This is a genomic window from Vibrio sp. HM8-C (assembly GCF_058630515.1).
This window is the reverse complement of sequence record NZ_JBMMKS010000005.1, coordinates 81,560-106,984: the sequence shown is the minus strand read 5'-3', so window position 1 is coordinate 106,984 and position 25,425 is coordinate 81,560. Positions and strand designations below refer to the sequence as shown.

The window sequence follows — 25,425 nt, the reverse complement described above, 5'->3', positions numbered from 1 at the left end:
AACAGCAGTCAGACTGTGATTAACCACATAAATCTCAAGTTCCAAATCTCGTTTTACTTCTCCCAATGTAACAAATGCAATTATATTTCATGAAACGAATGTAACGTTTCATTGAATATAAATAACGGAGCCTAAGATGAACAAATCAAGTATCAATGCAGTAATTATTGGCACAGGGATGATTGCACACGTTCATTTCCGCTCGCTAAAAACTGCTGGTGTTAACGTACTTGGCTTAGTCGATGCAAATCCAGATCAAGCAAAAAAAGTGGCGAAGGCATGGGGCGTAGAAGTATTTGAAGATCTTCAGCAAGCTTTAAAGCACGATGCTGTCGATGTTGTTCATATTTGTACTCCAAATATCTTCCATTATGAAATGGCAAAACAAGCATTACTTGCGGGTAAGCATGTCATTTGTGAAAAACCATTAGCAACCAACCTTTCTGATGCTATCGAACTACAACAGCTTGCTGCAGAAAAAAATGTGGTTACTGGCGTTCCTTTCGTTTATCGCTACCACCCTATGGTTCGTGAAGCTCGAGCTCGAATCGCAAGTGGTGAGCTTGGTTCGTTACATTTAATCCACGGTAGTTATCTTCAAGATTGGCTATTAGAGCAAAGTGACAACAACTGGCGAGTAGACCCAACGAAAGGTGGTGCGTCTCGTGCTTTCGCCGATATCGGCAGTCACTGGTGTGATTTGATGGAATGGGTAACAGGTGAACGATTCACACAACTCACCAGTCACTTCCATACCGCACAAAAAGAACGTTCAACGGCGGCAACTGAAACCTTCAGTGATCGTAATAACCAAGCCATTGATAACTGCCAAAAAGCATCTGTTACAACAGAGGATATTGCCAACCTACTGCTTGTCACAGAGAACAACACTCCTGCAACCGTAACAATTAGCCAAGTTTCTGCCGGTCGAAAAAACCGCCTTTGGTTTGAAATTGATGGTAGCAACAGCAGCTTAGAGTTCGACCAAGAAAAACCGGAACAACTATGGGTTAACACCCGTGAAGCTAAATCTTTAATCGTTCGTGACCCAACCCAAGGCAGTGATGAACAAAAGCGCTTGTCACTTACACCTGCGGGTCATACTCAAGGCTACAGCCATTGCTTTGATGCTTTTATTAATGATTTCTACGACACCATTTTGGGCGCTACACCTGAAGGTCTGCCTACCTTCGATGACGGTACTCGTGCAGCAAAAATCATTGATGCTGCTTTGAATTCTTCAAAACAAAAACAGTGGGTCTCTATTGATTAATCGATGACTTAATTAATCGACGACTCAACTTCGTGATGAATCCCTACACACTAATATGGATATGATTATGAAAACTAATAACTTTATTCTGCCACGCTTACGCGTAATGATGTTCTTACAGTTCTTTGTCTGGGGCGCATGGTATACGTCTATTGCCGTATATATGTCCCATGTAGGCATGAGTGACCTTACTCACTGGCCATACACCGTTAACCCTCTCGCTGCGGTTATTGCACCTTTTTTCATTGGTTTAATTGCAGATAAGTACTTTGCAACACAAAAAGTATTGGGAACTCTTCACTTACTCGGCGCTGCATTCCTATTCGCGGCCCCACAGGCTGTTGAAAATCCAACGTTGTTTATCATTATTTTGCTGGCATACAACCTTGCTTATATGCCAACTCTTGGGCTTTCTAACTCACTTGCGTTTCGTAACATAGAAGACCAAGAGAAACAGTTCCCTACCATTCGTGTATTCGGAACCATTGGTTGGATTGTAGCCGGTCTGTTTATCAGCTTTGGTTTAAGCGGTATGTTCGGTGTCGCTGCAGAACAAACTGCAATGCCACTTTATACTGCTGCTACGGCAAGTGCGATCTTAGGTGTGTTCAGCTTCATGCTTCCAGATACTAAGCCTACAGCCGCTGGTACAAAAACATCATTTAGCGAAATTGCTGGCATCAACGTATTTAAAGAACTGGCAAGTCCTGCGTTCTTCGTATTCATGTTAGCGTCTTTCCTAATCTGTATTCCTCTAGCTGCTTACTACAACTTTACTCAGCTTTTCCTAAGTTCAATGGACATGGCAAACATTGCTGGTATTCAAACTCTTGGGCAAGTTTCAGAGCTTGGTTTTATGTTGCTGATGCCACTATTTTTCCGTCGCTTGGGCGTTAAATGGATGCTTGTTGTTGGTATGGGAGCTTGGGTTCTACGTTACGCATTATTTGCAATGAGTGCCCCTGATTCAGTCGTGTGGATGATCATGGCTGGTATTGCTTTACACGGTGTTTGTTACGACTTCTTCTTCGTTACCGGTCAAATCTACATCGACAAACAATGTAACGATACCAACCGAGGTCAGGCTCAAGGTCTACTCGTTCTGGTGACTTACGGTATCGGTATGCTTGTTGGCGCTCAAATCGCGGGTATGGTTTACAACGAGTTCCTACAAGGTGCAACTCAACTAACACCTGAAAACTGGGCAAGTTTCTGGTGGCTACCTGCAATGTTTGCTGCTGGTGTTGCTCTACTGTTTGTCTTGTTCTTTAAAGAAAAAACACAAGCTATTGCTCAACAAGCTCGCGCTTAACACTCTGTAATTATTAGGTTATTGATTATGAAACAAATTAAAGGTCCCGCTATATTTTTAGCTCAGTTTATTTCTGATGTAGCGCCTTTTAATACTCTGGAAGGCCTAGCAAAATGGGCCTCTCATAAAGGTTATAAAGCGCTGCAAATGCCTACGCTAAATCCTGAGATTTTCAATCTAGAATTAGCAGCAGAAAGTTCAGAATACTGCGAGAAAATTAAAGCAACCCTAAACCAATTCGATTTGGAAATTAGTGAGCTATCAACCCACATTCAAGGACAATTAGTCGCGGTTCATCCCGCTTACGATCAGCTAATGGATCAGTTTGCACCTGATGCGGTAAAAGGCGATTCAAAAGCAAGAACTCTATGGGCAACTGAACAGTTGAAGCTGGCTGCTCGCGCTTCTGCAAATCTTGGATTAGACGCGCATGCAACATTTTCAGGTTCACTAATGTGGCCATATGTTTATCCGTGGCCACAACGCCCACAAGGGTTGGTAGAACAAGGATTTGAAGAGCTAGCTAAACGCTGGTTACCGATATTGGACGAGTTCGATAAGTTCGGCGTCGATGTCTGTTTCGAGCTACACCCAGGTGAAGATCTTTTTGACGGAACCAGCTTTGAACATTTCTTAGATAGTGTGAACCATCACCCTAGAGCAAATGTTTTATACGACCCAAGTCATATGCTTTTACAAGGTATGGATTATTTAGGCTTCATTGATCGTTATCACGACCGAATCAAAGCTTTCCACGTTAAAGATGCTGAGTTTAGACCAAGTGCCTCTCAAGGCGTTTATGGTGGCTACTCCGGTTGGACAGAACGAGCAGGCCGCTTCCGTTCTCTCGGCGATGGTCAAATCGACTTCGTGCAGATATTTAGCAAATTGACGCAATACGGCTTCGATGGCTGGGCAGTTCTTGAATGGGAATGTTGCTTAAAAGATTCCGAACAAGGAGCGACTGAAGGAGCGCCATTTATCGGCAAGCATCTCATCAATAGAACAGCTAAAGCTTTTGATGACTTTGCTTCAGGTAGTCAACAAGAAGATCTCAATAAACACCTGCTAGGTCTTTGATTTATAAACCCAATGGGCTCGCCGCCGCACTGTTTAAACAGTTCGGCGGCTTTTTTATTCGCTTATTTCGTACGAATAGGCAAGAAATGAACACGAATCTACCTTCTAGTATTCCCCACTCTTTCAGTAAATTATCAAGGTTTAACGGTGCCGAATTAATTTGAAATTCAGCTATAAATAAAATAGATAAAACCACTAGGTAATGCAGATGGAAGACTTTAATCGTATAACGAAGAGTGTATGCAATACACTAGCATCGCTAGTATGTGTTTTCACAAGCATCAGCATAGCTCATGCTACCCCCGCACAAGACTGTGAGAATCTTAAATCAGTACCTATTTACAACGGTAAAGTCACTGAAACGAAATACATCACAGCAGGAAAGTCAGAAAAAGACCCATTCCGTATGTTCACTGGCGCTCCAGACCTTGAATTCGATTTACCAGAACATTGCTTAGTACGAGGAGAGATTGAATCTCGAACTAACGCTACAGGTAAACCTAACGCGCTGAGGTTTGAGATTCGATTACCAACAGATTGGCAAAACCGATTTATATTTCAAGGCGGTGGCGGCACTGACGGTTTTCTTGCCAATGCCATCGGTACAACCCCGATTTCAGGTTCAACTGCAATTCCGGCTCTAAACCGTGGCTATGCGGTTACCTCTATGAATGGTGGACACGACGGTGTTGACCCAACTTTTGGTTTGGATCAACAAGCGAGACTGGATTACGCTTACGCAGCTTTAGGTAAAGTGACCCAAGCAGCCAAAACACTAGTAAATCACTACTACAATAAAGAACCTTTTTACTCGTACTTCATGGGCTGTTCGAATGGTGGTCGCGAAGCAATGATTGCTGCGCAACGTTATCCAAATGAGTACAACGGTGTCATTGCAGCAAACCCTGGGTTTCATTTGAGCCGAGCAGCAATTAGCGAAGTTTGGGATACCCAGACATTGATGTCTATTGCTCCTAAAAATGATAAAGGGAAAAAAGTCTTAGCGAACGCTCTAACCAGCAAAGACTTACAAACACTTTCTGACGCAGTACTCAAGCAGTGCGATGCAAACGACGGTATTAAAGACGGCATCATCAACGACTACAAAAACTGCAACTTTAATCCCGATAGTCTTATTTGCAAAAATACCTCAGATTCAGCTTGTTTGAGTGAAGAGAAAGTCGCAGCAGTGAAGACTGTGTTCGATGGTGTCAAAGACAGTAATGGTAAACCGCTATATAGCACTTGGCCTTATGATGCAGGGGTCAGTGCACCGGGCTGGCGTGCTTGGAAACTTGGTTTTTCTCAAGATGCAGAAAAGCCTGATGCTTTAAATGCAGTATTGGGTGCAGGCTCTTTAATGTTCTACTTCATGACGCCACCAAACCCTCAAGCTGATTTAGCGGCATTTGATTTTGACCAAGCAGAATTCTTAGTCGGTGAAACGGGCGCATTAAACGACGCAACTTCAACCATGCTCAATACCTTTGCACAAAACGGCAGTAAGCTAATGATTATTCAAGGTGTATCTGACCCAGTATTTTCGGCAGATGACATTGAAAACTGGTATTTGAAAACACAACAAACCACATCAAAAGGTGATCTTACCGCGATGAAAGAATGGAACCGCCTATTTATGGTTCCTGGTATGACACACTGTGGTGGCGGTCCTGCATTGGATAACATTGATCCACTCACAGCGATGCAGAATTGGGTAGAAAACCAAAAGACACCTGATTATTTACCGGCTAAAGGTGAGGCATTTCCAGATAAAAACATGCCTATTTGCTCTTACCCACTAGTTGCCAAATATAAAGGCAATGGTGATGTGAACGCGCTAGATTCTTATCAGTGCATGTAATAGTCAAACATCACTCACTCTTTAAGCCTCGACATGTTGTCGGGGCTTAATATTTTGTAACATCTATTTGTCCCCACATAGCTATGTCAAGGAGTATTAGGCAAAGAATTTGTAGAATCTAGATACCGGTGCCCAAATAAAATCATTAGAGTAAGTAATGTGCAACAAAGCTACCTGTTGCCGGAATTACGTTGTAAAGCAATCTACTTGGGATATTTCTACCGATAGTTATGAAGATAAAAATAATGATTTATGTAAGTGTTATTGTAATAACGATTTTAATACTGCTACTTGGTGGCTGTACCTTTATGCAGCAGGAGCGTTTTGGTGCTGAGCCAACGGGAGAACGCCTAGAAAACGTTGAGTTATCTTCAAACTATGTTGAAGGTCAATTTCAAAACCAGATACCGACGCCTGTATTAAAAGAGGGTGAAAGTACATTGTCGATAATTGTCAGCAATATGTTTAGCTCTGCCAAAAATTTACAGCCTGATCATCCATTACCGACCGAGAAAGTCGATCTAAAAAGCCTACCAATTGAAAAAGATATCATCGTGTGGTTAGGTCACTCTTCTTTCTATATTCAACTTAGCGGAAAACGGATGTTGCTTGACCCTATTTTGAGTAGCTATGCATCCCCCGTTTCTTTTGCAATTAAAGCGTTCAGTGGCACATCTCTATATTCTGTAGATGAAATTCCACACATCGACTTACTGCTTATTTCTCATGACCATTGGGATCACCTAGACTACGACACCGTCACTAAGTTGCAGCCTAAAACAGATAAAGTGTTTGTGCCCCTTGGTATTGGTGCACACTTTGAAAAATGGGGATTTAGTGACAAACAAATTAATGAATCTGACTGGTATGGTGAACAGTTCGTTGATACTAATTTAACCGTTTATCTCGCTCCTTCGCGTCACTACTCTGGTCGTGGTTTAAGTAAGAACAAAACGCTTTGGGGTAGCTTTGTTTTGATATCTCAAAACAAGAAACTCTATTTTGGTGGAGACTCTGGTTATGGTCCTCACTTCAAAGAACTCGGTCAGAAATTTGGTCCGTTTGATTTAGTGGCATTAGACATGGGTCAATACGATCCACGTTGGCCATATATTCATATGACTCCGCAAGAAGCATCACAAGCTGCACTAGACCTCAACACGAAAGCATTGTTACCCGCTCACGTTGGGCGTTTTACTCTGGCTCAGCACGATTGGAGAGAACCATTCAATCAGATCGTTGCTCAGACTCAAGGCATGCCCTATCAACTCTATACACCCATCATTGGGCAACCGTTGATGTTAGATGACGAGGTTAAACCTAACTCACATTGGTGGGAGTAATAATTCCTTCCTTTATAAGGAAAAAGCCCAACCTAAAGATAACTTTATGGTCGGGCTTTTTTGGGGGTTCAATATACAAATGCGTTTCTGTTTTTGTCAGTAAACCAAAAATCTGCATGTTGTCTAAAGTTCTTATATTTTGCTGACAATCTGCGATTTATGCATTACTCAATCGTCGCTAATCCTTGCTCAATTGTTCTAAATACCCTTTCAAAACCTACCATGGAGCATTACTGATATCCTGAACACTGGCACCTAAGTCATTAAGACGTTTGGCGTCTTGCGAAGGTGAACGACCATACATTCGAGCATACTCACGACTAAACTGTGATGGGCTCTCATACCCAACATCATAGGCAGTTTCACTCACTTCCTTACCTTCTAAGAGTAGTTTCCGTGCTTCTTGTAGCCTTAAAGTTTTTTGGTATTGCAACGGAGTCATTCCCGTTGCTGTACGAAAGTGACGATGTAATGAAGCCTGACTCATGCCTGCTTGTTCGATGAGGTCTTGAATCGAAATAGCTTTGCTAAAGTTATCTTTTACCCAGTTAATCACTTCTCTTACCTTATTAACTCTAAAATCATTTCCGGAAATTTGGCGCAGAACTGAGCTTTGCTCGCCTTTGAGTAAACGATACAAAATCTCTCTATCCACCATGGGAGCGAGGAAGGCTACATCTTGCTCATTTTTGAATAAATCAAGCATGCGTGAAAGAGGCTCTAACAAGTTTTCATCGGCTCTACTCAACAAGAAACATTCATCGTTAACAGCCTTACGATGACTAATATCAGTCTCTGTCATGATCTGAGCTAATTTGTCAGGATCGAGCTGGATACTAATAGACATATAGGGGTGATTAGCGTCCGATTCGATTATTCTTGTGGCAATAGGCAGCTCCACAGAATTAATGAAATAGTCTCCCGGCTTATATCGGAACTGGTGTTCGCCAACAATCACTTCCTTAGAGCCTTGTAAAACCAAGCACAACATCGGTTGATACAGCACGGTAACTGGGCAATTTGTAGTTGCGGCGGTAAACACACTATAACCAGGATAAAACTCGACACTTTTACCTAAATAAGTGTGTTGTTGAACCTTATCTATCAATCGGCTGATTATTTCGTTCATCATTGTTACCCTATTCCATTGTCAAAATTACCTAACTACACATTGATAGGATTAGGCAAGTATTTGAGAGTATCAGGAGAGAAAGTGGATGGACAGATAAAGTAAATTGAGTCTTAACAAATAAGCTAACGTGACATCACGTATTACTTCAGCATACTTTAGAAGGACTCAACTATGGCAAATCAAACTATTCGCGTAGGTTTTATTGGTCTCAATCCAGACAGCCATTGGGCTGCAACCGCTCACCTACCTGCTCTACAATCTCTGGGTAATAAATATTCAGTGGTTGCTGTTGCTAACAGCAGCCTCGAAAGTTCTGAACGAACAGCAAAAGCGTTAAACCTACCTTATGCGTTTGCCTCTGCAGAAGAATTAGTAAAAAGTGACGAAGTTGATTTAGTTGTTGTGACAGTTAAAGTCCCTTACCACTTTGAACTTGTTTCTGCAGCGCTTAATGCTGGCAAGCACGTTTACTGTGAATGGCCGCTCGGCAATGGATTAGAAGAAGCCCGAGAACTGACTGCACTGGCGAAAGAAAAAGGCGTTGTTGCTGTGTCTGGTACTCAGGCAAGAACGGCATTAGAAATTGAGCACTTGAGCAAACTGATTGCTGATGGTTACGTAGGCAAAGTGCTTTCTTCGACCTTAATTGGTTCCGGCGGTAACTGGTCTGGTGAAACCATCGAAGAATACTACTATCTGTTTGAAGAGAAAAACGGTGCAAACATGCAGACGATTCCTCTTGCTCATACATTAGCGGCAGTTAAAGATGTATTGGGTGATTTTGCACAGCTTGATGCCCAGTTCGTCAGCAACTTTTCGACAGTAAAAGTTTCAGATGCTAACGAGACTCGTGAGAAATCTGTTCCAGACCAAATTATGGTGCAGGGTCAACTTGAGAGCGGCGCTGCAATCGCTATTCACTACCGTGGCGGCGTGTCACGAGGTACTAACCTGCTTTGGGAAATCAACGGTACCGAAGGTGATATTCAGGTCACTGCGGATTTGGGTCATGCTCAAATGGTTCAACTAACCGTTAAAGGTGCAAACGGAGATGCTAAACAACTAGAACCTTTAATGCCTGAACAATCGCTGTATGAAGGATTACCTGAATTCGCTGCAGCTCGCAATATCGCTGTTATTTATGACCGCTTATACAATGATATTCAAAATGGAACGGCAACTGCACCTACATTCGCAGATGCCGTAAGACTGCATGAAATTATAGATGCAATTGAAAAATCGGCGGCAAACAAATAATCGTAAAATCCCTCTATAGGCAAGGAGGTACTCATGTACCTCCATGTCGAATACATATAACGCTAGACTAAACAGTCATTGTGTTTCCACATTTCAAAGGAAACACAATGAGTTAGAACAGCATGTTACTGCTTTGCAACCACCCTTAATCTGATCTCTCTAGGCGTAGCATTAAATATCTGCTTAAACTTAGTCGAGAAGTAATTGCTGTCTTGGTAGCCAACGTCAAAAGCAATTTCAGTAACACTTTTATCGGTTTGTTTTAGCAACTGAAGTGCCTTACTTGCTCGAACGTAATTCAAATAACGGTTGTAGCTCATTCCAGTCAACGCTTTGAGTTTGTTGGTAAGTTGCTTCGAAGACATTTCCGCTTGATCTGCAATCTCTTCTACTGAGTAATTACTGGCGTAGTTCTCCAGCAAGTAAGACGCAACTGAAATGGTCTTCTCTTCTTCATTCGAACCACTGATTTCTTTAATGCGACCACGAGATAACTCAACCAATAGTATGTTGAACAACGACTGACAGATGATGCGCGATTCAGGGGAATTTGAATGTGATTCCTTGTCAATGGCATTAATGATGTTCTGAACTTGAAAACCAATCGACTCATTAATAAACCAGCCGTTTTGGTCAGTGTTATTGGGTATGTATTTCTGTAACGAAGAATCCATAGAGAGATGTGGGCGATCGAAAAGTACGTTACTGAGATGAAGATTTTCAACGCCTTCAAATAAATGGCGATCTTTACGGTTAACAAAACAAACGTAGTTTTTACTTAGCTTCATCGGTACTTCATTTATCACGTGCGTCCCGTGACCAGAAGAAACAATGATGATTTCCTCAAAAGAGTGAGAATGTTCAGGATAAGACTCTTGTGGTGCACGTAGCTCTGTAATGACAGGCTGTTGTGAGTTCAGGAAAAAGTCCTGTGATTTTAAATAAATCATAAGTGTCACCTACTTTTGAAGTCGAGCTACCGACTGACGATTAATCAATCGCCCGCTGTACTGATGAAAATCTACATACGCCGGTTCTTTGGTTAACAGCAAAGCCAACTGAATCGCGTGCTCTGTCATTTTCTCGATGGGTAATTCAATAGTCGTTAACGTTGGCGTCGAAAATTCACAAACGATATCGTTATCAATCCCGACAATAGAGACTTGATTTGGTACCTCTATCCCAGATTGCAAACACGCCTTAATAGCGCCTAACGCCATATGGTCATTGAAAGCTACAATCGCAGAAAAATGTACTCCTTTCTTTAGCAGCCTCTGACAAGCTTTATAACCATTGACGATTAGATAGTCACCCTGCTCTACAAGTTCAGGATCAAAGCGGAGTTTGTTTTTCTCCAATGCTCTTTTATAACCTTCAAAACGCGCAATTCCCGTTGGGTTATCCATCGTCCCTGTAATACAAGCGATTTTGCTATGTCCTTGTGACACGAGGTATTCGACCATCATTTCGACTGAGTTTGTTTGATCAAAAGACACCACATGATAAAAAGGGTTCGCACTCAATCGATTCATCACGACTAAGGGTATTGATAACTGTTGTGTCAGTTTTTCTATGTGTTCATCAGACAGAGTCCGACTGTACAAGACGATTGCATCACAGCTCGCTTCAAGCTTACGAATCAACTCATATTCAATATCAGGATCGTTATGCCCATCAGTCACTAAAAGCTGCTTTTTTGCTTTTTCAGCACTTGCAGATGCTTGTTTTAATAAAGAGCCAAAATGCGTACCATCAAAATCCGATACAACGAAACCTATAGTATTAGTTTCGTTCGTCGCTAAAGCACGCGCTACAGTGTTAGGTCTAAACCCAAGTTGTTCCATCGCTGAAAGTACTCGTTGGCGTGTAGATTCTTTGACAGAACAGCTATCGTTAATCACGCGTGAGACCGTCGCCTTTGACACACCTGCAAGCTTTGAAACATCAACAATTGTACTCATCAATTCTCTCTTAACACCGACAAATGACCAGAGCTACAGAAGGTGAAAATGCCGAGAGAACCCCGGCATTTCAGTCTAAATGAACGAATTATAAATCTTTGCCATTAGACTCAATGACTTCTTTGTACCAGTAAAAACTCTTCTTCTTAGAACGAGACATATCACCGGTACCATCATCATGCTTGTTCACATAGATGAAACCATAACGTTTTTTATATTCGCCCGTTGTGAATGAAACACAATCGATACAACCCCAAGGCGTATAACCCATGAGTTTCACACCATCTTCAACTACGGCTTTCTTCATTTCACTCGCATGAGCCTGTAGATAAGCAATACGGTAGTCATCGTTGATTTGACCATCATCTTCCACTTTATCGATAGCACCAAAACCATTTTCAACAATGAAAAGAGGCTTAGAATAACGCTCATAAAGAGTATTTAGCGAATAACGCAAGCCAACAGGGTCAATTTGCCATCCCCAATCAGATGCTTTCACATAAGGGTTAGGCACACTTCCAGGGAAACCTGTTAAACCGTTGCTCTCACCTTTAGTGGTTGCAGATACGGCAACAGACATGTAGTAGCTTAAACCTATGTAATCAACACAACCTTCGCGCAATGTTTCGGCATCCGTTGGGTCCATCTCGATGTGGTAGCCTTTACGTTGCCACTCTTTCTTAATGTATTCTGGGTACTCACCACGAACATGAACATCACTAAAGAAGAAACGGTCACGCATAGATTGAGTTGCAAATAAAACGTCTTCCGGAGCACAGGTTTGTGGATAAATAGGAATAAACGCAATCATGCAACCAATTTGGAAGTTCGGGTTAATTTCATGACCCAATTTCACTACTTTTGCACTTGCCACTAATTGGTGGTGAACAACTTGATACATAGTTTGTTCTGGTTTTTCGTCATCATTAAAGACAACACCTGAACAGCAATAACCGAACAATGGGTAATTGTAGTTTTTCTGGTTATTGATCTCGTTAAACGTCATCCAGTATTTAACTTTACCTTTATAACGTTTCATTACCGTTTCTGCGTAATGAACAAAGAAATCAAGCACTTTACGGCTACGCCAGCCACCATATTCTGTCACTAAATGACGTGGCATTTCGAAGTGTGAAAGCGTAATAACTGGTTCAATACCGTATTTTAATAGCTCATCAAACAAGTCATCGTAAAATTGTAGACCAAACTCATTTGGTTCTACTTCATCACCATTTGGGAAAATACGTGTCCATGCAATCGAAGTACGGAAGCATTTAAAACCCATTTCAGCGAAAAGTTTAATGTCTTCTTTATAATTGCCATGAAAGTCTATTGCTTCATGGTTTGGATAAAAAACTTCAGGTTTTACACCGTCTGTAATTACGCGCTCAACGGTATGTGAACCACCACTCAAGACGTCAACGATACTTGGACCTTTACCGTTCTTATCCCAACCGCCTTCCACTTGGTGTGCTGCAACCGCACCACCCCATAAAAAATCTTTCGGAAAAATATTATTCATTGAACATACTCTTTAAATTCATGTCGCAAAAAGTAAAAGGTTGGGATTAGTTCTTTTCTTGAAGCTGACGGTGGATATTAATCAGTTCTTCTACTAATTCACGAGCAAGCATTGAGGTCATGATATGGTCCTGAGCATGCACCATCACTAGGTTTACAGGCACTTTGCCTTCACCTTCGTCCATACCAATCAGTTGAGTTTGTACTCCATGAGCTCGTTTTGCCGCTTCTGTTGATTGCTTTAATAAACCATCAACTTCATCCCATTGACCACTTTTAGCGCTCATTAATGCTTGCATTGCTAAACTCTTAGATTCACCAGCATTAATAATTAGTTCCATAACTGTAGATTCGAGATCCATAACTGACTCCAAAAATTAAATATATAATTCGTAAAATTGACCACTGACAATCAACTTTAAATAACAAACAGATAACACAGAAAATATTATTGAAAAATTAAAACCAAAAAAAACATTTCCAATAACAATCTAAACCAACAAAGAAACCGGTTACATTATATTTTCAATAAAAGGCAATGAATAATACATTGCCTTAAAATAAACAAGATGATTATGCGATAAGAGCCAATGCATCCTGAAGGATTTTGTCACCTTTCATCATGCCATAATCCATTTGGTTAATTACAGCGATAGGTTTACCTGCCTGATCAGTTTTAGTTTTAAATTCATTAAGCTTATATTTAATCTGAGGTCCTAATAGGAAACAGTCGTATTTTGACAAATTAGCGTCAAATTCATCCAGACCTACAGCGTTTATTTCAACTTCAATATTTTTTTCTGTTGCTGATTGTTTCATTTTTTTCACAACCATACTTGTTGACATACCAGCAGCACAGCAAAGTAGAATTTTTTTCATTTTAAATCACCTTAATAACTTCGTTCTAATGACACTATTATACGTAAAAATGTAACCGGTATCATTATATATAAAAACCATAAAATCGATATTGTGATCAGGATCTAGATCTTTTTTATAATTAAATAAACTAACAAATTCACTTAATTATAAAAAATATGCTCCATATTATATGGAGCACCAAATAATAGACAGGAACTACATGATTAATGTTTAAGTAAGCTAATCTAAAATTATGCTTATATTAGAATCTTTAAATCTATTTAAGATTTTTATCTAAGAAACTAATAATTGTTTCCATAATTTCAGGTTGGTACCAAAGGAACCCTGCATGGTCAGCACCTTTAACTACATATCGAGTTGAATCGATACCTTTAGCGATTAATGCTTCATGAAGGATCTTGGTTTGACTTGGTGAAACAACCGGGTCCTTATCACCATGCATCAACAAAAATGGGGGTGTATTTTTAGAGATGTGAGTAATAGGGTTAGCATAAGCTGCTTTTTTCAAGTCACTTTGGATTGAGCCGCCTTCCATAAATGGAACGCCATTAACCAACATTGCTTCAGGAACGGCTGGAGACTCGTGTTTCTTTTGTCTCTCTTTGTCGTAATCCATCGCCACACGAGTAAGATCTGACAAACCATACAAATCGATAGCGGCTTGTACGTCACTGCTTTGATCTAGGTTTGCACCTTTATCAAACTCTTTCATGCCGTTAGTCGTTGCTGCGATAGCAGCCAAGTATCCACCAGCAGACTCGCCCATAATTGCAATTCGAGTTGGGTCGATACCAAACTTCTGAGCATTAGCACGCATGTAGCGGACAGCAGATTTAACATCTTCGAGCATACCCTCGAATTTAACCATAGGTACAACTCGGTAATCGATGCTTGCTACTACGTAACCTGCTCGTGCCATATCAACACGTTGACCGATGAACTTTGTCTTCGGTGCATCCATAAATCCACCGCCAGTCACAAACAATACTGCTGGTAATGGCTCTGGCGAGAATGGTTGAATTACGTCCATAGAGAGCTTGATTGGACGTCCCATGTTGTTAAATGTTTCTGAATAAACGAAATCAGCATTCAGGCGAATCGGCGGAACCGTCATTTCAACAGACAGCTCTTTGCTGTCTTTTGTAGCCGCAACAGCCGCTGCAGAACCCACTAACATTGCTGAAACAATCAGCAGTTTTTTCATTTTTTTCATGTTCACGTACCCTACATTGTTATTGTTTTAGCTTAGAAGAAAACTTCGAAACGGTAACCTACACGCCATTCTGAATCGACTGGTAAATCAGTAATTTCTTGATCACCACCTACATAGGCAACACTTAGGTTAGTGACTGGTACAGCCCAAGGAACGCTCTTCAACTGAAGTGATGGACCGAATGCTAGCTTGTACATGCTGCCGTCAACACCTTCAACACCATCACGGTTCGTTTTGTTCGCATAAACCGCTTCGTACTGCATTGAAATATTATCAGTCATTGCTTGATGTACACTTACGCCAGCGAAAATGCCTTGTTCTTCCGCGTTGCCGAAATAATAAGTAGCGCGACCTAAATCTTTTTGAGTATTGGTTAGACTTGTAGTGCGGCGTTGCTCTGCGCGATCGGTATATTCATAAACAAATGCTGGTTCGATGGTAATTCCTTCAAATTGGGTAATCATACCGTAGTAGGAAAAACGTGCAGATTTATCATCTTCTTCACTTAAGCCTGTAATACGAGATGTACTTAGATATTGAGCTACAACACCTTTACCACCTTGCACCATAACACTAGAGTTACCGCCTAAGCCTAGGAAAGAACCAAATTTATATTTTGCAAAGCCACTGTAAGCATTTGGTTTTTCTTCAGTTGCACAAAACGGAGCACCACCGGTGTATGAATAGCAAGGATCATCTAAAACTTGCATGTAGGTAGCACCAAATTCTGCATTACCCACTTTGTAGACTAGGTCAAACACCGTTCTTGAGCCTTCCATAGCCGTAGCCAAGTTATTAGTTGGACTTGCATCAGCAGTGTCTACTTGTTTATAACCGATGGTGACGTCTAAATTGTCGCTGTTATAACCGATGCCTGAATCTACGTTAATTTCTCGAATGTTATAAGCTAACGTTCGAATGCGCTCACCTTGATATTTACGACCAGCCCATACTTTTGCATTTGATGGTAAGAACGATAGGCCGCCATATTGAACATACATCTGCTCCGCTTCTACAGATTTGTCGCCATAAGTAACAATCTCAGAAACAAAATCTGCCCATTCCCCTTCTTTAACGCCATCGAAACGCTTATGCATTGATAATGCGGCAAAATAATCGTGCCAGTAGGTATTGCCTAAGTTGCCCATCGTGCCGCGAGGATCTTGGTTTGGACCTGTAGGGTCTACGTGAAGCGCCATATTTTTCTCACGCGCAAGTTCGCTTTGAAAATCACCTGCAACCATTGCAAATCCATGGAATTGGACTGAATCATCCGCGAATGTAGGTAGGGAAGCAGTAGCAGTAAGAGCAGCAGAAATCGCTACCACTAAGTTCAATTTCTTCATTTTGTTATACTCCGTGTTATTTATTATATTTACGGAATAGTTACTTTCTTTTCTTATATTGATTGGATAGATTTAATAATCGAATAAATAACCAAAATGTGGACACCTATCTTTTACATCCAATATTTCAAGTAACACACGTAAATTGATTTAAATGTGAAGTCATTACCTAAATCAACTGGTTTTGACTCAACACATATAGTTTCCTAAATTACGTACAATTATTTTATATCGGTTGTTGCATTAAATAGTGTCGAATATTGCCACAGGAGGTAGATCACATTTATTATTCACAGGAAATAAAAAAGCCTCTACTGTGATCGCAGAGGCTTGACTTTAATGAAATGAAATTAGTTTAGTTCTGTTTCAAAAGGATCTTTGGCAAACCTTATATTGTCCCTAAACTCTTTGATACTGACCTGATACTTGTCCTTGAAAACTCGATAAAAGTGCGACGCATTTTCGTAACCTGTCATATTTATTACGTCAATGATTGCATAGTCTGTATATTTCAAAAGATATACAGCACGCTCTAAACGCTTTTCCAACAGCAAATCACTAAATGTTTTGCCAGTAAACTTTTTCAAAAGTCTACTCACTTTATAGTTAGGTAAATTTAATCTGTCTGAGACAACTTTCAAACTTGCATTCTGATAGTTTTCGTCAATGTATCTTAGAACCGACAAAGCTAAAGATTCATCATGATTGACACTAACGTAATAATCACTTTCTTCTATATTTGACAACAACTCAGTAATTAAAAGCCCAACAAGAAAGTGAACCCTCATTTGCTTCAATGAATTATCGCTATAGATTTCATTGATTATTTTTAGAACCAGCGCTTGCAGTTCCAGACAATCCCCAACTTTAAAATGAATATGCTCACCCAAACGGTTTTTGCCGTTAATAGACGCTAAGATAAATTCTGTTATTAAATTCTCATTATCAAATAATGAAATTAAACGCCCAATAAACTCAGGCTCAATAATTAGATTGATGATAATGTCATTTTCACCAGCCGCATCAATTTCATGTTTAGCGAACTGGTTTAACAATAAAATTTCGCCTTGGTTTTGCTCGATAACTTTACCATTCACAACCTGACGCATAGTTCCTTGGTACACATACACCAACTCTATGTAGTCATGAGAGTGCATCGGAATAGCAATAAAACGAGCTTGCTTTTCGATATATATGTGTTTGTCGCGATAAAACTTGCGAGATATGCGTTTTTCAAATTTTGGCGAAAAATCAGGTGAAGCTTCTAACAGTTCTAACTCTTTGTCTGTGTATGACAGCAAGCTATCATGCACGTGAGCGTTTAACATGGTTTGCCTTAAATCAACATCGTTCTTTAGCATGTACTAAATCAGTATTTACACTGATATTCAACGCTTTGGTTTCAGATATGTCGATATAAACATGTTTTTCATCTAAGTGACTGATCAAATGCCCATCCAGCTTAGCTTCGTAAGCCTTCGGTAGTACAACTAAGCTCTCTTTAACACCGTATGGGATCTGAATATCTAGGTTGATTTTCGAACCATTTCTCTTCCAACGACTGATAACCTTGCCTTGACTAGAGATAAACGAGCAGTAGACTTCATCAATATGAGTAGCAAAGTATGGCTTAACCGTAATTTGGTCAGCGCCACAAGACTCTTCACCAACGGATATTCCACCTAACCCACTGTAGAACCAATATGCGTAAGAGCTGAACATGGCATGGTTTGAAGAACCATTTTCATTGTCACCAAAAAACTCTTTAAGTGCACCATTACCATCATTCAGCATCGACTTCACACCCAACTCATTTTCTAAGCAGTCAAATACTAGGTGGTTAAGATCGTATTTGTTAGCGATTGAATAGAAAAAGCCTTGTCCAAAAATACCAAACTGCAAATCAAAACCACTTGAAACGATTGCATTTTCGAGTTGTTTAACAAGTACATTGGGTTCATCTTCCAACTCAAAATACAGTGCAAACACATAGCTTGTTTGGCTGCGGTCAGAGTAACTACCATCTCCATTTCTAAATTTGGCAATAATCTTTTGCTTCGTATTGTCTGCTAATTGTTGGTACTCAAGTTCGTTGTCAACAAGACCAATCAGTTTTGAGAAATGAACCAACAACAACAAATGATAATAGTAGAAACAAGTAGCCGTAAAACTCAGTGCTGGTGAACCATGCTTGATGTTCTCTTTATCCGCGACCTTACTTCCCCAATCACCCAAGCAGTAATTGTCTAATTCATCAAAATTCAGTGAACTTAGATGATCAAACTGTGCTTGCAAATGTGGATAAACTTGCTTAACCAGCTCAATACTTCCGTAATACTGGTAATGCATTTTCAGCAAATAAGGCACCGCTAACTGCCAACCTAAAGGACCTGCGCCCTCACCTGTACCTTTAGTTTGAATGCCCATAAATGGTGCGGTTTCAGGGAATCCGCCATTGGTCGCTTTATCTGCAATAAAATCAAACATGGTTTTTTCGTACAGCTTCGCTGAATCAAACATCATTAGTTGCGAAGGAGCTAGTGCAACCATATCTCCACCGTAAGCAAAACGTTCTCTTGCACAATCCTCGATAACACTATGAATGTTATTCAGTTTGGTTACTTTCGCTGCATCGTACAAACGGCTTACGTAGGCATTAGAGCACTTAAAATCACCGACTTCATTCAACTGATTATGAGCGTATATCGCTTTAATTTCTTTCAGCTGTTCTAGAGACAGACCAGAGACTTCTACAAAGCGAAAAGAGTGATAAGTGTACTGGTTACAAAATTCCATCACCCCATCTCTACAGATACATTTGTCTCGTTGCTCAGCTCGCTCAGGGCTACCAGAGCCGCCAGGGACAATAACGTTTTCAGCCACGTTCTTACCAATGAAGCCCGCTAAGCTAGAATCGGTATTCAGTGTTTTATCTGCATTGATCTCTTCACTGTAGACAAATTCAATTACCTGTCCTGATTTCCCAGAAAAAGTTGCATCTATAAAGCCGCTCACCATAGTGCCAAAATCAATGATGTGTCGCTTATCATCAATCGAATAAACATCTCTAGGTGTTACCTCTACACCCTTGACAATTTTTTCGATGTAGCTAGAACGCAGTTTACCGGAAGGACCTTGTACCTCACTTGCTCGGACCCAGTCAGTATTGTGCAGTTTGAAACAATCTTCTTCTGTATCAAATAGACGAAAATCGATTACTTCACCAAGGTACATGTTGTTAAACAAGTATGGACCTTCCGCTACACTCCAGCTTTTGTCTGTGGCAACTGTCTTGCTAATCTTCCCTTCGCTTTTCATTACAACTTGAGCCAGTAATGTCGGTTTACCCGTTGTCAGGTTTTGGCGAAGGTTGTATTTACCAAACAATGTCATCGGTGCAGGGTTGTACCAACCATTGGCTAGCTCAACCAAGACTTCGTTATGACCGATATTTAAATAGCCTTGAATATCAAACGTATCGTAATAAACAATTTCGTTGTAGTTAGTCCAATCATTGTTGAGTTCGTAGTTCGACACCTTAGTGCCGTTTATATACAAGTTGTAATACCCTAACCCAACAATATGAATATAGGTTTCATCTATTGTGTTCGATACTACAAGATCCTTTTTAAACACTAGATTTCTTTTATCGTTGTAGTACTCGCTATCTTCAACGAGATATGAACTATCCGAGATCCAGTGTGCTTCAAACTCACCAAAGTTACTTGTAACAAAATAGCTTGAGAAAGAGACTTTCTCTCCTTGGCTACCATAGACATTAACAATGACTTGATACTTGCAGCTTTTGTCTAATTCAATCTCTCTTAAAATGTATGCTGTTTCTTTCTCGTGTATTTCAGATAAATAAACCGATTTCTCGTGAGTCGTTATCTGCAATTCAAACCTTACTTGTTCGAATGCTACCTGCCATTTGAAATGGATAGGCAAACAATCTACAACTGTACTTTTTTGAGTACCATTTATTGTTAAGCTATCCATATTCATTAACTCTTAGCTGTCGCTTCTTTTAGTCTTAAAGCCTCTTTCTCCAATTCCACACGGTTTTGTTCTTTCATTGCATCTTCTTCCGCTCTTTCTTCGCTAAACGCAATTCTGTCTGCGATCTTGAAGAAGAAATACCAGCCTGCGAATCTCACGAATAGAGCCAAGAATTGGAATGCTGCAATCTTCCAGCTACCTTGCATAAAGCCTGACACAATCACTGGCATACCTGCTGGAGTCATTACACCGGCAACAGGCGGTAACACACCAGCAACCGTTAAGTAGTACGCTACGGCAAGCATCACGCCATTTAAAAGAATGTAAGGGATAGCTAAAGCAAAGTTCATTACTAGAGGCACACCGTAAGCCATTGGTTCACCGATTGTGAACACCGCTGGTGCAAGTGAGATACGACCTAGAGTTTTATAGCGCTGGCTGCGAGCCATGAATGCAAGCATAAATGCTAATGGCAATAAGTCACCCGCGGTATAAGTCATGAAGAACGCAAAACCTGTGATATTCGGTGTTGGATTGCCAGCAGAAAATGCCGCCAATTGCGCTGCATCCATTGCGAACCAGATAGGAGCAACAATACCTAGAGTGATTGCGTGACCATGTAAGCCAAAGAACCATAGTGTCTGAGCGATAATAGACACTAGAATGACAGAACCAATACCCGCACCGAGAACTGTCAATGGTGACTGAATGATACCGTAAATGATTTCATGGATACTACCTAAGCCATTGATAGTAATAGTTGCTGAGACAATAGTGAAACCAGTAAGGATTACGATACCCGGAACTAATGAGGAAAATGATTTAGAAATAAATTCCGGAACGCTGTCAGGCATTCGAATAATCAAGCCTTTCAGAGTAATAGCCACAAAAATTCGAGATGAAATAAAGGCAACCATGATGCCTGTAAACAATCCCATAGAACCTAACCATTGGTTTGGAATACTAAAGGCTTGCCCAAGTGGTCCAACGGCTCCTAACTCATAAGGAGTCAGGATAAAGAACGAAATCATTGATATCAAACCAGCCGTAAAGCCATCAACATCAAAGCTCTTTGCCAATGTATATGCCACTGAAAATGAAACGATTACCGCTAAAAAGTTGTTCGTAAAGTTGATCGGTATATCAAAGAAAGGAGCTAGATTGTGTACTGCAATAAACTGTTGCCAAATATCTAAAGGAAACACTTTCAATAGCGTTGCAAATGAGCTCATGATGGTTGCTGGCAATGCCAACATCATGCCGCGCATGATTGCTTGTAGGTAGCGGTTTTGACCGACTCTTTGCATGATAGTCATTAGTCTATCTTGCAGCATGTTTGCATCTATTTTCATAATTTCAGACCATTGTCATTTCGAACGGGATACATTCGTATTGTTATGTTATTTGCTCTTCAAAAATGTGGTTTAAGCAAAATCACTAAAACCCCAATATTTGTCATGTTAAGAGATCCCCCCGACATGGGTAATATCGTCTGTTGCAGTTTTAATTGACCTTTTTTGCACGCGGCTATTGAGTGGTTAGTAATTGAACAACGAGTAAATTCGTCAAATACAAAAAAGCCGCTACTCATTGAGCAACGGCTTTGAAATTTCACTAACGCTTACGCCAGATTCGCTTTGAAGAATTCTTCAAGCTTATCAAATGGAATGATGTCTACTTGATCATATAGGTCAGTATGGGTTGCACCTGGAATAATCATCAGCTCTTTTGGTTCTGCTGCTGCCGCATAAGCGGTTTCGCTGAAATAACGAGAGTGCGCTTTTTCACCATGCACTAGAAGCATTGGGCGTGGCGAAATTTCTGCTATGTATGTCAAAATTGGCATGTTCATGAATGACAGCGGTGTAGTCAGTGTCCACGATGCATTTGAGTTAATAGCACGTGGGTGGAAACCACGTTCTGGTGATTTATAGTAAGCCGCGTATTCAACGACAAACTGAGGTTCGCCACCTTGTAGCTCTAGAGAAACCGGACCGTATGCAGGCGCGCCATTTTCCGCGTCTTTCCAACGTTGTTGACCTAATTGCTCTAGACCTTGAGTACGCTGCTCTAGCGTCACACTGTCGTTATAACCTTTAGAATATAAACGAGTCATATCATACATAGTGCTTGCCGCTACAGCTTTAATGCGCTTATCGATAGCTGTTGCGTTAAGCACCATACCACCCCAACCACAAATACCGATTGCACCGATACGTTCACGATCCACATTCGCTTGTAAACCTAGAAAATCAACCGCAGCACTGAAATCTTCAGTATTAATATCTGGAGAAGCCACGTTGCGAGGTTCACCGCTACTTTCACCCGTAAAAGAAGGGTCAAATGCCAGAGTAACAAATCCACGTTCCGCCATAGTCTGTGCATATAGACCCGAAGACTGCTCTTTTACCGCGCCAAATGGACCACTCAATACCAAACCGGCTAATTTGCCATTTGCATTTTTTGGCTGATATAAATCAGCGGCTAAAGTAATGCCATAGCGGTTCTTAAACGTCACCTTTTTGTGGTCAACTTTGTCACTCTTAGCAAAGGTTTTGTCCCATTCATTGCTTAACGCAACTTGAGCTTGTGCTGAGGCTGAAGTAGAAGCTAGCGCGCTCACACCCAATGCAACTACACTGGCTCCAGTTAGCTTCAACATGTCTCGGCGTCCCGCATTTGGAATATCTGCGTTAGATTTTTCTTGGTTAGTATTATTGAGCTTGTTCATCGTAGCTTCTCCTGATTGACTTTTACTATGTTCAATTCATTAGCACGACATACAACGCTTGCTAACAAACCAACGTGAGCAGTAATTGACGTTTTCAATTACCCTCTCCTATGGATGTTATTTTTACAATTAACAGCGGTTATACGTTAGCCAGATTCTACGAATTTATTGCCTAATAATCTTAAAGAAATATATTCCCACCTCTTAATCTGCACTTATGACTTAGACACATTTCAAGATTTGCAATACTTTCTTACATTTAATCACTAGAAGTTACAGAGATACTTATTAACAAACTTGCCAAATATTCCAATCATTCAATGATCTACCTTAGCTATAACAATCAGTTTTGCTATAACAATCATCTTTGCTACAACAATCATCGTTTAAAAGTATGATCCCATGGTGCAGTCTCTCCACCGAACCTTTCAACTAAGAAGTCGACCAACAGTCTCAACGTCAACGGTTGATGCTTCCTCGATAAATAGATGGCGTGAATTCCTAATGCTTCTGGTTTCTCAGAGGTTAAAATCGGAACAAGTCTACCTTGCTTGATGTGCTCACCAATATAAAACGTCGGTAACATCCCTACACCTGCGCCACACAATACAGCGCGACATACCGCATCCGTCTCATTGCTTTGAAAGTATCCTTTCACCGGAACTTCTATAACGCCGTGTTGTTTGATAAACCTGTAGTGTCTGTGAGTTCCGGAAACATGAGTAATACAGTAATGTTTATCTAAATCTTCGAGACATTGAGGCTCCCCATGTTTATTTAAATATTCTGGAGAGGCGCACAAAACAGAGTGACAAACAGCGAGTGGTCTAGCAATCATCATGGGATCCAACGTATTGGTAATTCGAATCGCAAGGTCGACCCTCTCTTCAACCAAATTAGCTGCGGTATGCCCTACAGAAAGGATGATTTCCACTTCGGGATGTAATTTTTGAAACTCAACTAGTGCTGGGGTGAGCTGAGAGTCTGCAAATGAACCTGAGGATGCAACCCGAATGACTCCTTTTGGTTTACTGCTTCGCTCTAGTGCAATATTCCTTGCATTATCGACTTCAAGAAGCATCTTCTTGCATGCTGGTAATGTTGCAATACCCACATCCGTTAGACTGACTTTACGTGTCGTTCTGTGCAACAAACGCGCACCAAACCAACTTTCTATTTCTTGCAGGTAACGGCTGACCATAGCGGTAGACATATTTAAATGCTCTGCTGCTTTAGTCATGCTGCCTTGCTCCGCAATTTCAATAAAGACCTTCGCGGCGGTTAATCGATCCATTATTTCAATCCACGCAATAATTAGTTAACTAATTTGGAATTTATCAAACTACAAAGCGCTTATACAGTGACGCCAAACTAACTCCATAGATTTAAAGGTAAAAGTAATGGCAAAAACTCATCGCTTTGCGTATTCAGCATTATTAGTTGGCTTACTATCCGCTTGTTCAACAACATCAAGCGCCGTAGAAGACGCACCATCGACAGTGAATGCAACGTATGTCACTCAATCGCATACCAAATCACTTGCGCCGGGTGAAAAAGTCGCTGATCTTTTTCAATTGAACATGACTACACCCTACGTGTTACAAAAAATCACTGAACATACTTATTGGTATGAGTCTGGATTTTACGCCACCATTTTTTATGTTGGTGACAAAGGCGTAATGCTGTTTGATCCACTAGAAATGCGAGCTGAACCAATCCTTAAATCTATTCGCACAGTGACAGACAAACCAATCACAACGATTGTTTATTCTCATGACCACGCGGACCATATTGCAGCGACAGGTCAACTGTTAGATATGTTAAAAGCGACACAAAGCGAGGTCCCTGAGATCATTGCTTCTCAAGCGACTGCGACCAAAATGGAACTGTTAAAGAGTGGTTTGGTAAAACCAACCAAAGTTCTCTCATGGCCAAATGACTCATTCAAATTTGAAAATCTGGATGTAGAACTGCATGGTTTCCAACATGCAGCCCACACGGATGACCATTCTGCATGGTTGTTGGTACAGGAAAAAGTGTTACACGCTCCAGATTTGCTTAACTCAGACCAACCACCATTTTGGAACTTCGCCGGTTCTGAGCGCTTCACTTTTCTAGAACAGAACCTTGAAACAGCGAACGCACTAAACTGGGATTACTTCAACGGTGGTCATGGCAATATCGGCTCCCACGCAGACTTTGCATTCCACTTAAAATTCATTGAAGAATTAAAATCAGCAGTAGGCAAAGCAATGGGTGAAGTTCCATTTGGTTTTGGTGTTGAAGTAGATAAAATCAATGCTCACACTGTGATGCTACCAGCGTGGTACGGTGAAATTGCAAAAAGAGCTACCGACGAACTACGTCCTAAATACGGCAAGTATTATGGTTTTGAAACTGCCGTCCCTGCAAACGCTGAAATGGTAGCTGAATACCTTTATAGCTACAGATAATCAGTTTCCACTGCAGCAAGGCTATTGAACTCGTGTCATAGCCTTGTTTTTTTGTCTAGTA

20 protein-coding genes are annotated in these 25,425 nt (G+C 40.8%); 7 read left to right on the top strand and 13 right to left on the bottom strand.

The features are described from left to right. Positions 1-136: 136 nt before the first annotated feature. The 5 genes from ACOSVQ_RS08130 to ACOSVQ_RS08110 all read left to right on the top strand — a co-directional run bounded on the left by ACOSVQ_RS08130 (position 137) and on the right by ACOSVQ_RS08110 (position 6,869). Complete coding sequence (locus ACOSVQ_RS08130; protein ID WP_491982045.1) at positions 137-1,273, top strand: Gfo/Idh/MocA family protein; 1,137 nt, start codon at positions 137-139, stop codon at positions 1,271-1,273. Between the two features lie 67 nt (positions 1,274-1,340). Then, positions 1,341-2,585 (top strand): MFS transporter, encoded by a 1,245-nt coding sequence (locus ACOSVQ_RS08125; protein ID WP_491982044.1) that lies wholly within the window; start codon positions 1,341-1,343, stop codon positions 2,583-2,585. 27 nt (positions 2,586-2,612) lie between these two features. Beyond that, positions 2,613-3,665: a sugar phosphate isomerase/epimerase family protein gene (locus ACOSVQ_RS08120; RefSeq protein WP_491982043.1), complete on the top strand. Its 1,053-nt coding sequence runs from the start codon at positions 2,613-2,615 to the stop codon at positions 3,663-3,665. Positions 3,666-3,873: 208 nt separating this feature from the next. Continuing rightward, entirely contained in the window at positions 3,874-5,526 is a 1,653-nt protein-coding gene (locus ACOSVQ_RS08115) for a tannase/feruloyl esterase family alpha/beta hydrolase (RefSeq protein WP_491982042.1), read from the top strand. A gap of 245 nt (positions 5,527-5,771) precedes the next feature. After that, positions 5,772-6,869, top strand: a complete 1,098-nt coding sequence (locus tag ACOSVQ_RS08110; RefSeq protein WP_491982041.1) for an MBL fold metallo-hydrolase — start codon at positions 5,772-5,774, stop codon at positions 6,867-6,869. A gap of 217 nt (positions 6,870-7,086) precedes the next feature. Here ACOSVQ_RS08110 and ACOSVQ_RS08105 read toward each other — a convergent pair whose 3' ends face one another. Further along, complete coding sequence (locus ACOSVQ_RS08105) at positions 7,087-8,001, bottom strand: AraC family transcriptional regulator (RefSeq protein ID WP_491982040.1); 915 nt, start codon at positions 7,999-8,001, stop codon at positions 7,087-7,089. 171 nt (positions 8,002-8,172) lie between these two features. Here ACOSVQ_RS08105 and ACOSVQ_RS08100 point away from each other — a divergent pair, with 171 nt between their 5' ends. Beyond that, positions 8,173-9,258, top strand: a complete 1,086-nt coding sequence (locus ACOSVQ_RS08100; RefSeq protein ID WP_491982039.1) for a Gfo/Idh/MocA family protein — start codon at positions 8,173-8,175, stop codon at positions 9,256-9,258. 125 nt (positions 9,259-9,383) lie between these two features. Here the strand turns inward: ACOSVQ_RS08100 and ACOSVQ_RS08095 are convergent, their stop codons facing one another. The 12 genes from ACOSVQ_RS08095 to ACOSVQ_RS08040 all read right to left on the bottom strand — a co-directional run bounded on the left by ACOSVQ_RS08095 (position 9,384) and on the right by ACOSVQ_RS08040 (position 24,205). Beyond that, positions 9,384-10,208 carry a helix-turn-helix domain-containing protein gene (locus ACOSVQ_RS08095; RefSeq protein WP_491982038.1) on the bottom strand — a complete coding sequence of 275 codons (825 nt, stop codon included), beginning with the start codon at positions 10,206-10,208 and terminating at the stop codon, positions 9,384-9,386. Between the two features lie 9 nt (positions 10,209-10,217). Then, entirely contained in the window at positions 10,218-11,219 is a 1,002-nt protein-coding gene (locus ACOSVQ_RS08090) for a LacI family DNA-binding transcriptional regulator (RefSeq protein WP_491982037.1), read from the bottom strand. 88 nt (positions 11,220-11,307) lie between these two features. Then, positions 11,308-12,741: a 6-phospho-beta-glucosidase gene (locus ACOSVQ_RS08085; protein ID WP_491982036.1), complete on the bottom strand. Its 1,434-nt coding sequence runs from the start codon at positions 12,739-12,741 to the stop codon at positions 11,308-11,310. Between the two features lie 46 nt (positions 12,742-12,787). Continuing rightward, positions 12,788-13,102, bottom strand: coding sequence for a PTS lactose/cellobiose transporter subunit IIA (locus tag ACOSVQ_RS08080; RefSeq protein WP_491982035.1), 315 nt, complete (start codon positions 13,100-13,102; stop codon positions 12,788-12,790). Between the two features lie 211 nt (positions 13,103-13,313). Next, on the bottom strand, positions 13,314-13,619 hold the full coding sequence (locus ACOSVQ_RS08075) for a PTS sugar transporter subunit IIB (RefSeq protein ID WP_491982034.1): 306 nt from the start codon (positions 13,617-13,619) through the stop codon (positions 13,314-13,316). A gap of 259 nt (positions 13,620-13,878) precedes the next feature. Further along, the gene (locus ACOSVQ_RS08070) at positions 13,879-14,835 is read right to left on the bottom strand and encodes an alpha/beta hydrolase fold domain-containing protein (RefSeq protein ID WP_491982033.1); all 957 of its coding nucleotides are present in this window, start codon (positions 14,833-14,835) and stop codon (positions 13,879-13,881) included. Between the two features lie 32 nt (positions 14,836-14,867). Beyond that, positions 14,868-16,181 (bottom strand): carbohydrate porin, encoded by a 1,314-nt coding sequence (locus ACOSVQ_RS08065; RefSeq protein ID WP_491982032.1) that lies wholly within the window; start codon positions 16,179-16,181, stop codon positions 14,868-14,870. 350 nt (positions 16,182-16,531) lie between these two features. Next, positions 16,532-17,542, bottom strand: coding sequence for an AraC family transcriptional regulator (locus tag ACOSVQ_RS08060; RefSeq protein ID WP_491982031.1), 1,011 nt, complete (start codon positions 17,540-17,542; stop codon positions 16,532-16,534). After that, on the bottom strand, positions 17,523-20,180 hold the full coding sequence (locus ACOSVQ_RS08055; protein ID WP_491982030.1) for a family 78 glycoside hydrolase catalytic domain: 2,658 nt from the start codon (positions 20,178-20,180) through the stop codon (positions 17,523-17,525). Before ACOSVQ_RS08055 ends, ACOSVQ_RS08060 begins: the two co-directional genes overlap by 20 nt. 5 nt (positions 20,181-20,185) lie before the next feature. Next, complete coding sequence (locus ACOSVQ_RS08050) at positions 20,186-21,532, bottom strand: PTS sugar transporter subunit IIC (RefSeq protein WP_491982029.1); 1,347 nt, start codon at positions 21,530-21,532, stop codon at positions 20,186-20,188. Between the two features lie 269 nt (positions 21,533-21,801). After that, positions 21,802-22,911, bottom strand: coding sequence for an alpha/beta hydrolase (locus ACOSVQ_RS08045; RefSeq protein WP_491982028.1), 1,110 nt, complete (start codon positions 22,909-22,911; stop codon positions 21,802-21,804). A gap of 379 nt (positions 22,912-23,290) precedes the next feature. Then, entirely contained in the window at positions 23,291-24,205 is a 915-nt protein-coding gene (locus ACOSVQ_RS08040) for a LysR family transcriptional regulator (protein ID WP_491982027.1), read from the bottom strand. A gap of 106 nt (positions 24,206-24,311) precedes the next feature. Between ACOSVQ_RS08040 and ACOSVQ_RS08035 the strand changes: the two genes are divergently transcribed. Then, positions 24,312-25,364, top strand: coding sequence for an MBL fold metallo-hydrolase (locus tag ACOSVQ_RS08035; protein WP_491982026.1), 1,053 nt, complete (start codon positions 24,312-24,314; stop codon positions 25,362-25,364). The last annotated feature ends 61 nt before the right edge of the window (positions 25,365-25,425 follow it).

Coding starts and splice junctions, on each gene's coding strand:
- ACOSVQ_RS08070 (WP_491982033.1), bottom strand. CDS start 14,835: ATGAAAAAAATGAAAAAACTGCTGATTGTTTCAGCAATGTTAGTGGGT.
- ACOSVQ_RS08120 (WP_491982043.1), top strand. CDS start 2,613: ATGAAACAAATTAAAGGTCCCGCTATATTTTTAGCTCAGTTTATTTCT.
- ACOSVQ_RS08060 (WP_491982031.1), bottom strand. CDS start 17,542: ATGCTAAAGAACGATGTTGATTTAAGGCAAACCATGTTAAACGCTCAC.
- ACOSVQ_RS08085 (WP_491982036.1), bottom strand. CDS start 12,741: ATGAATAATATTTTTCCGAAAGATTTTTTATGGGGTGGTGCGGTTGCA.
- ACOSVQ_RS08055 (WP_491982030.1), bottom strand. CDS start 20,180: ATGGATAGCTTAACAATAAATGGTACTCAAAAAAGTACAGTTGTAGAT.
- ACOSVQ_RS08035 (WP_491982026.1), top strand. CDS start 24,312: ATGGCAAAAACTCATCGCTTTGCGTATTCAGCATTATTAGTTGGCTTA.
- ACOSVQ_RS08080 (WP_491982035.1), bottom strand. CDS start 13,102: ATGGATCTCGAATCTACAGTTATGGAACTAATTATTAATGCTGGTGAA.
- ACOSVQ_RS08125 (WP_491982044.1), top strand. CDS start 1,341: ATGAAAACTAATAACTTTATTCTGCCACGCTTACGCGTAATGATGTTC.
- ACOSVQ_RS08040 (WP_491982027.1), bottom strand. CDS start 24,205: ATGGATCGATTAACCGCCGCGAAGGTCTTTATTGAAATTGCGGAGCAA.
- ACOSVQ_RS08095 (WP_491982038.1), bottom strand. CDS start 10,208: ATGATTTATTTAAAATCACAGGACTTTTTCCTGAACTCACAACAGCCT.
- ACOSVQ_RS08110 (WP_491982041.1), top strand. CDS start 5,772: ATGATTTATGTAAGTGTTATTGTAATAACGATTTTAATACTGCTACTT.
- ACOSVQ_RS08105 (WP_491982040.1), bottom strand. CDS start 8,001: ATGATGAACGAAATAATCAGCCGATTGATAGATAAGGTTCAACAACAC.
- ACOSVQ_RS08090 (WP_491982037.1), bottom strand. CDS start 11,219: ATGAGTACAATTGTTGATGTTTCAAAGCTTGCAGGTGTGTCAAAGGCG.
- ACOSVQ_RS08050 (WP_491982029.1), bottom strand. CDS start 21,532: ATGAAAATAGATGCAAACATGCTGCAAGATAGACTAATGACTATCATG.
- ACOSVQ_RS08065 (WP_491982032.1), bottom strand. CDS start 16,181: ATGAAGAAATTGAACTTAGTGGTAGCGATTTCTGCTGCTCTTACTGCT.
- ACOSVQ_RS08100 (WP_491982039.1), top strand. CDS start 8,173: ATGGCAAATCAAACTATTCGCGTAGGTTTTATTGGTCTCAATCCAGAC.
- ACOSVQ_RS08045 (WP_491982028.1), bottom strand. CDS start 22,911: ATGAACAAGCTCAATAATACTAACCAAGAAAAATCTAACGCAGATATT.
- ACOSVQ_RS08075 (WP_491982034.1), bottom strand. CDS start 13,619: ATGAAAAAAATTCTACTTTGCTGTGCTGCTGGTATGTCAACAAGTATG.
- ACOSVQ_RS08115 (WP_491982042.1), top strand. CDS start 3,874: ATGGAAGACTTTAATCGTATAACGAAGAGTGTATGCAATACACTAGCA.
- ACOSVQ_RS08130 (WP_491982045.1), top strand. CDS start 137: ATGAACAAATCAAGTATCAATGCAGTAATTATTGGCACAGGGATGATT.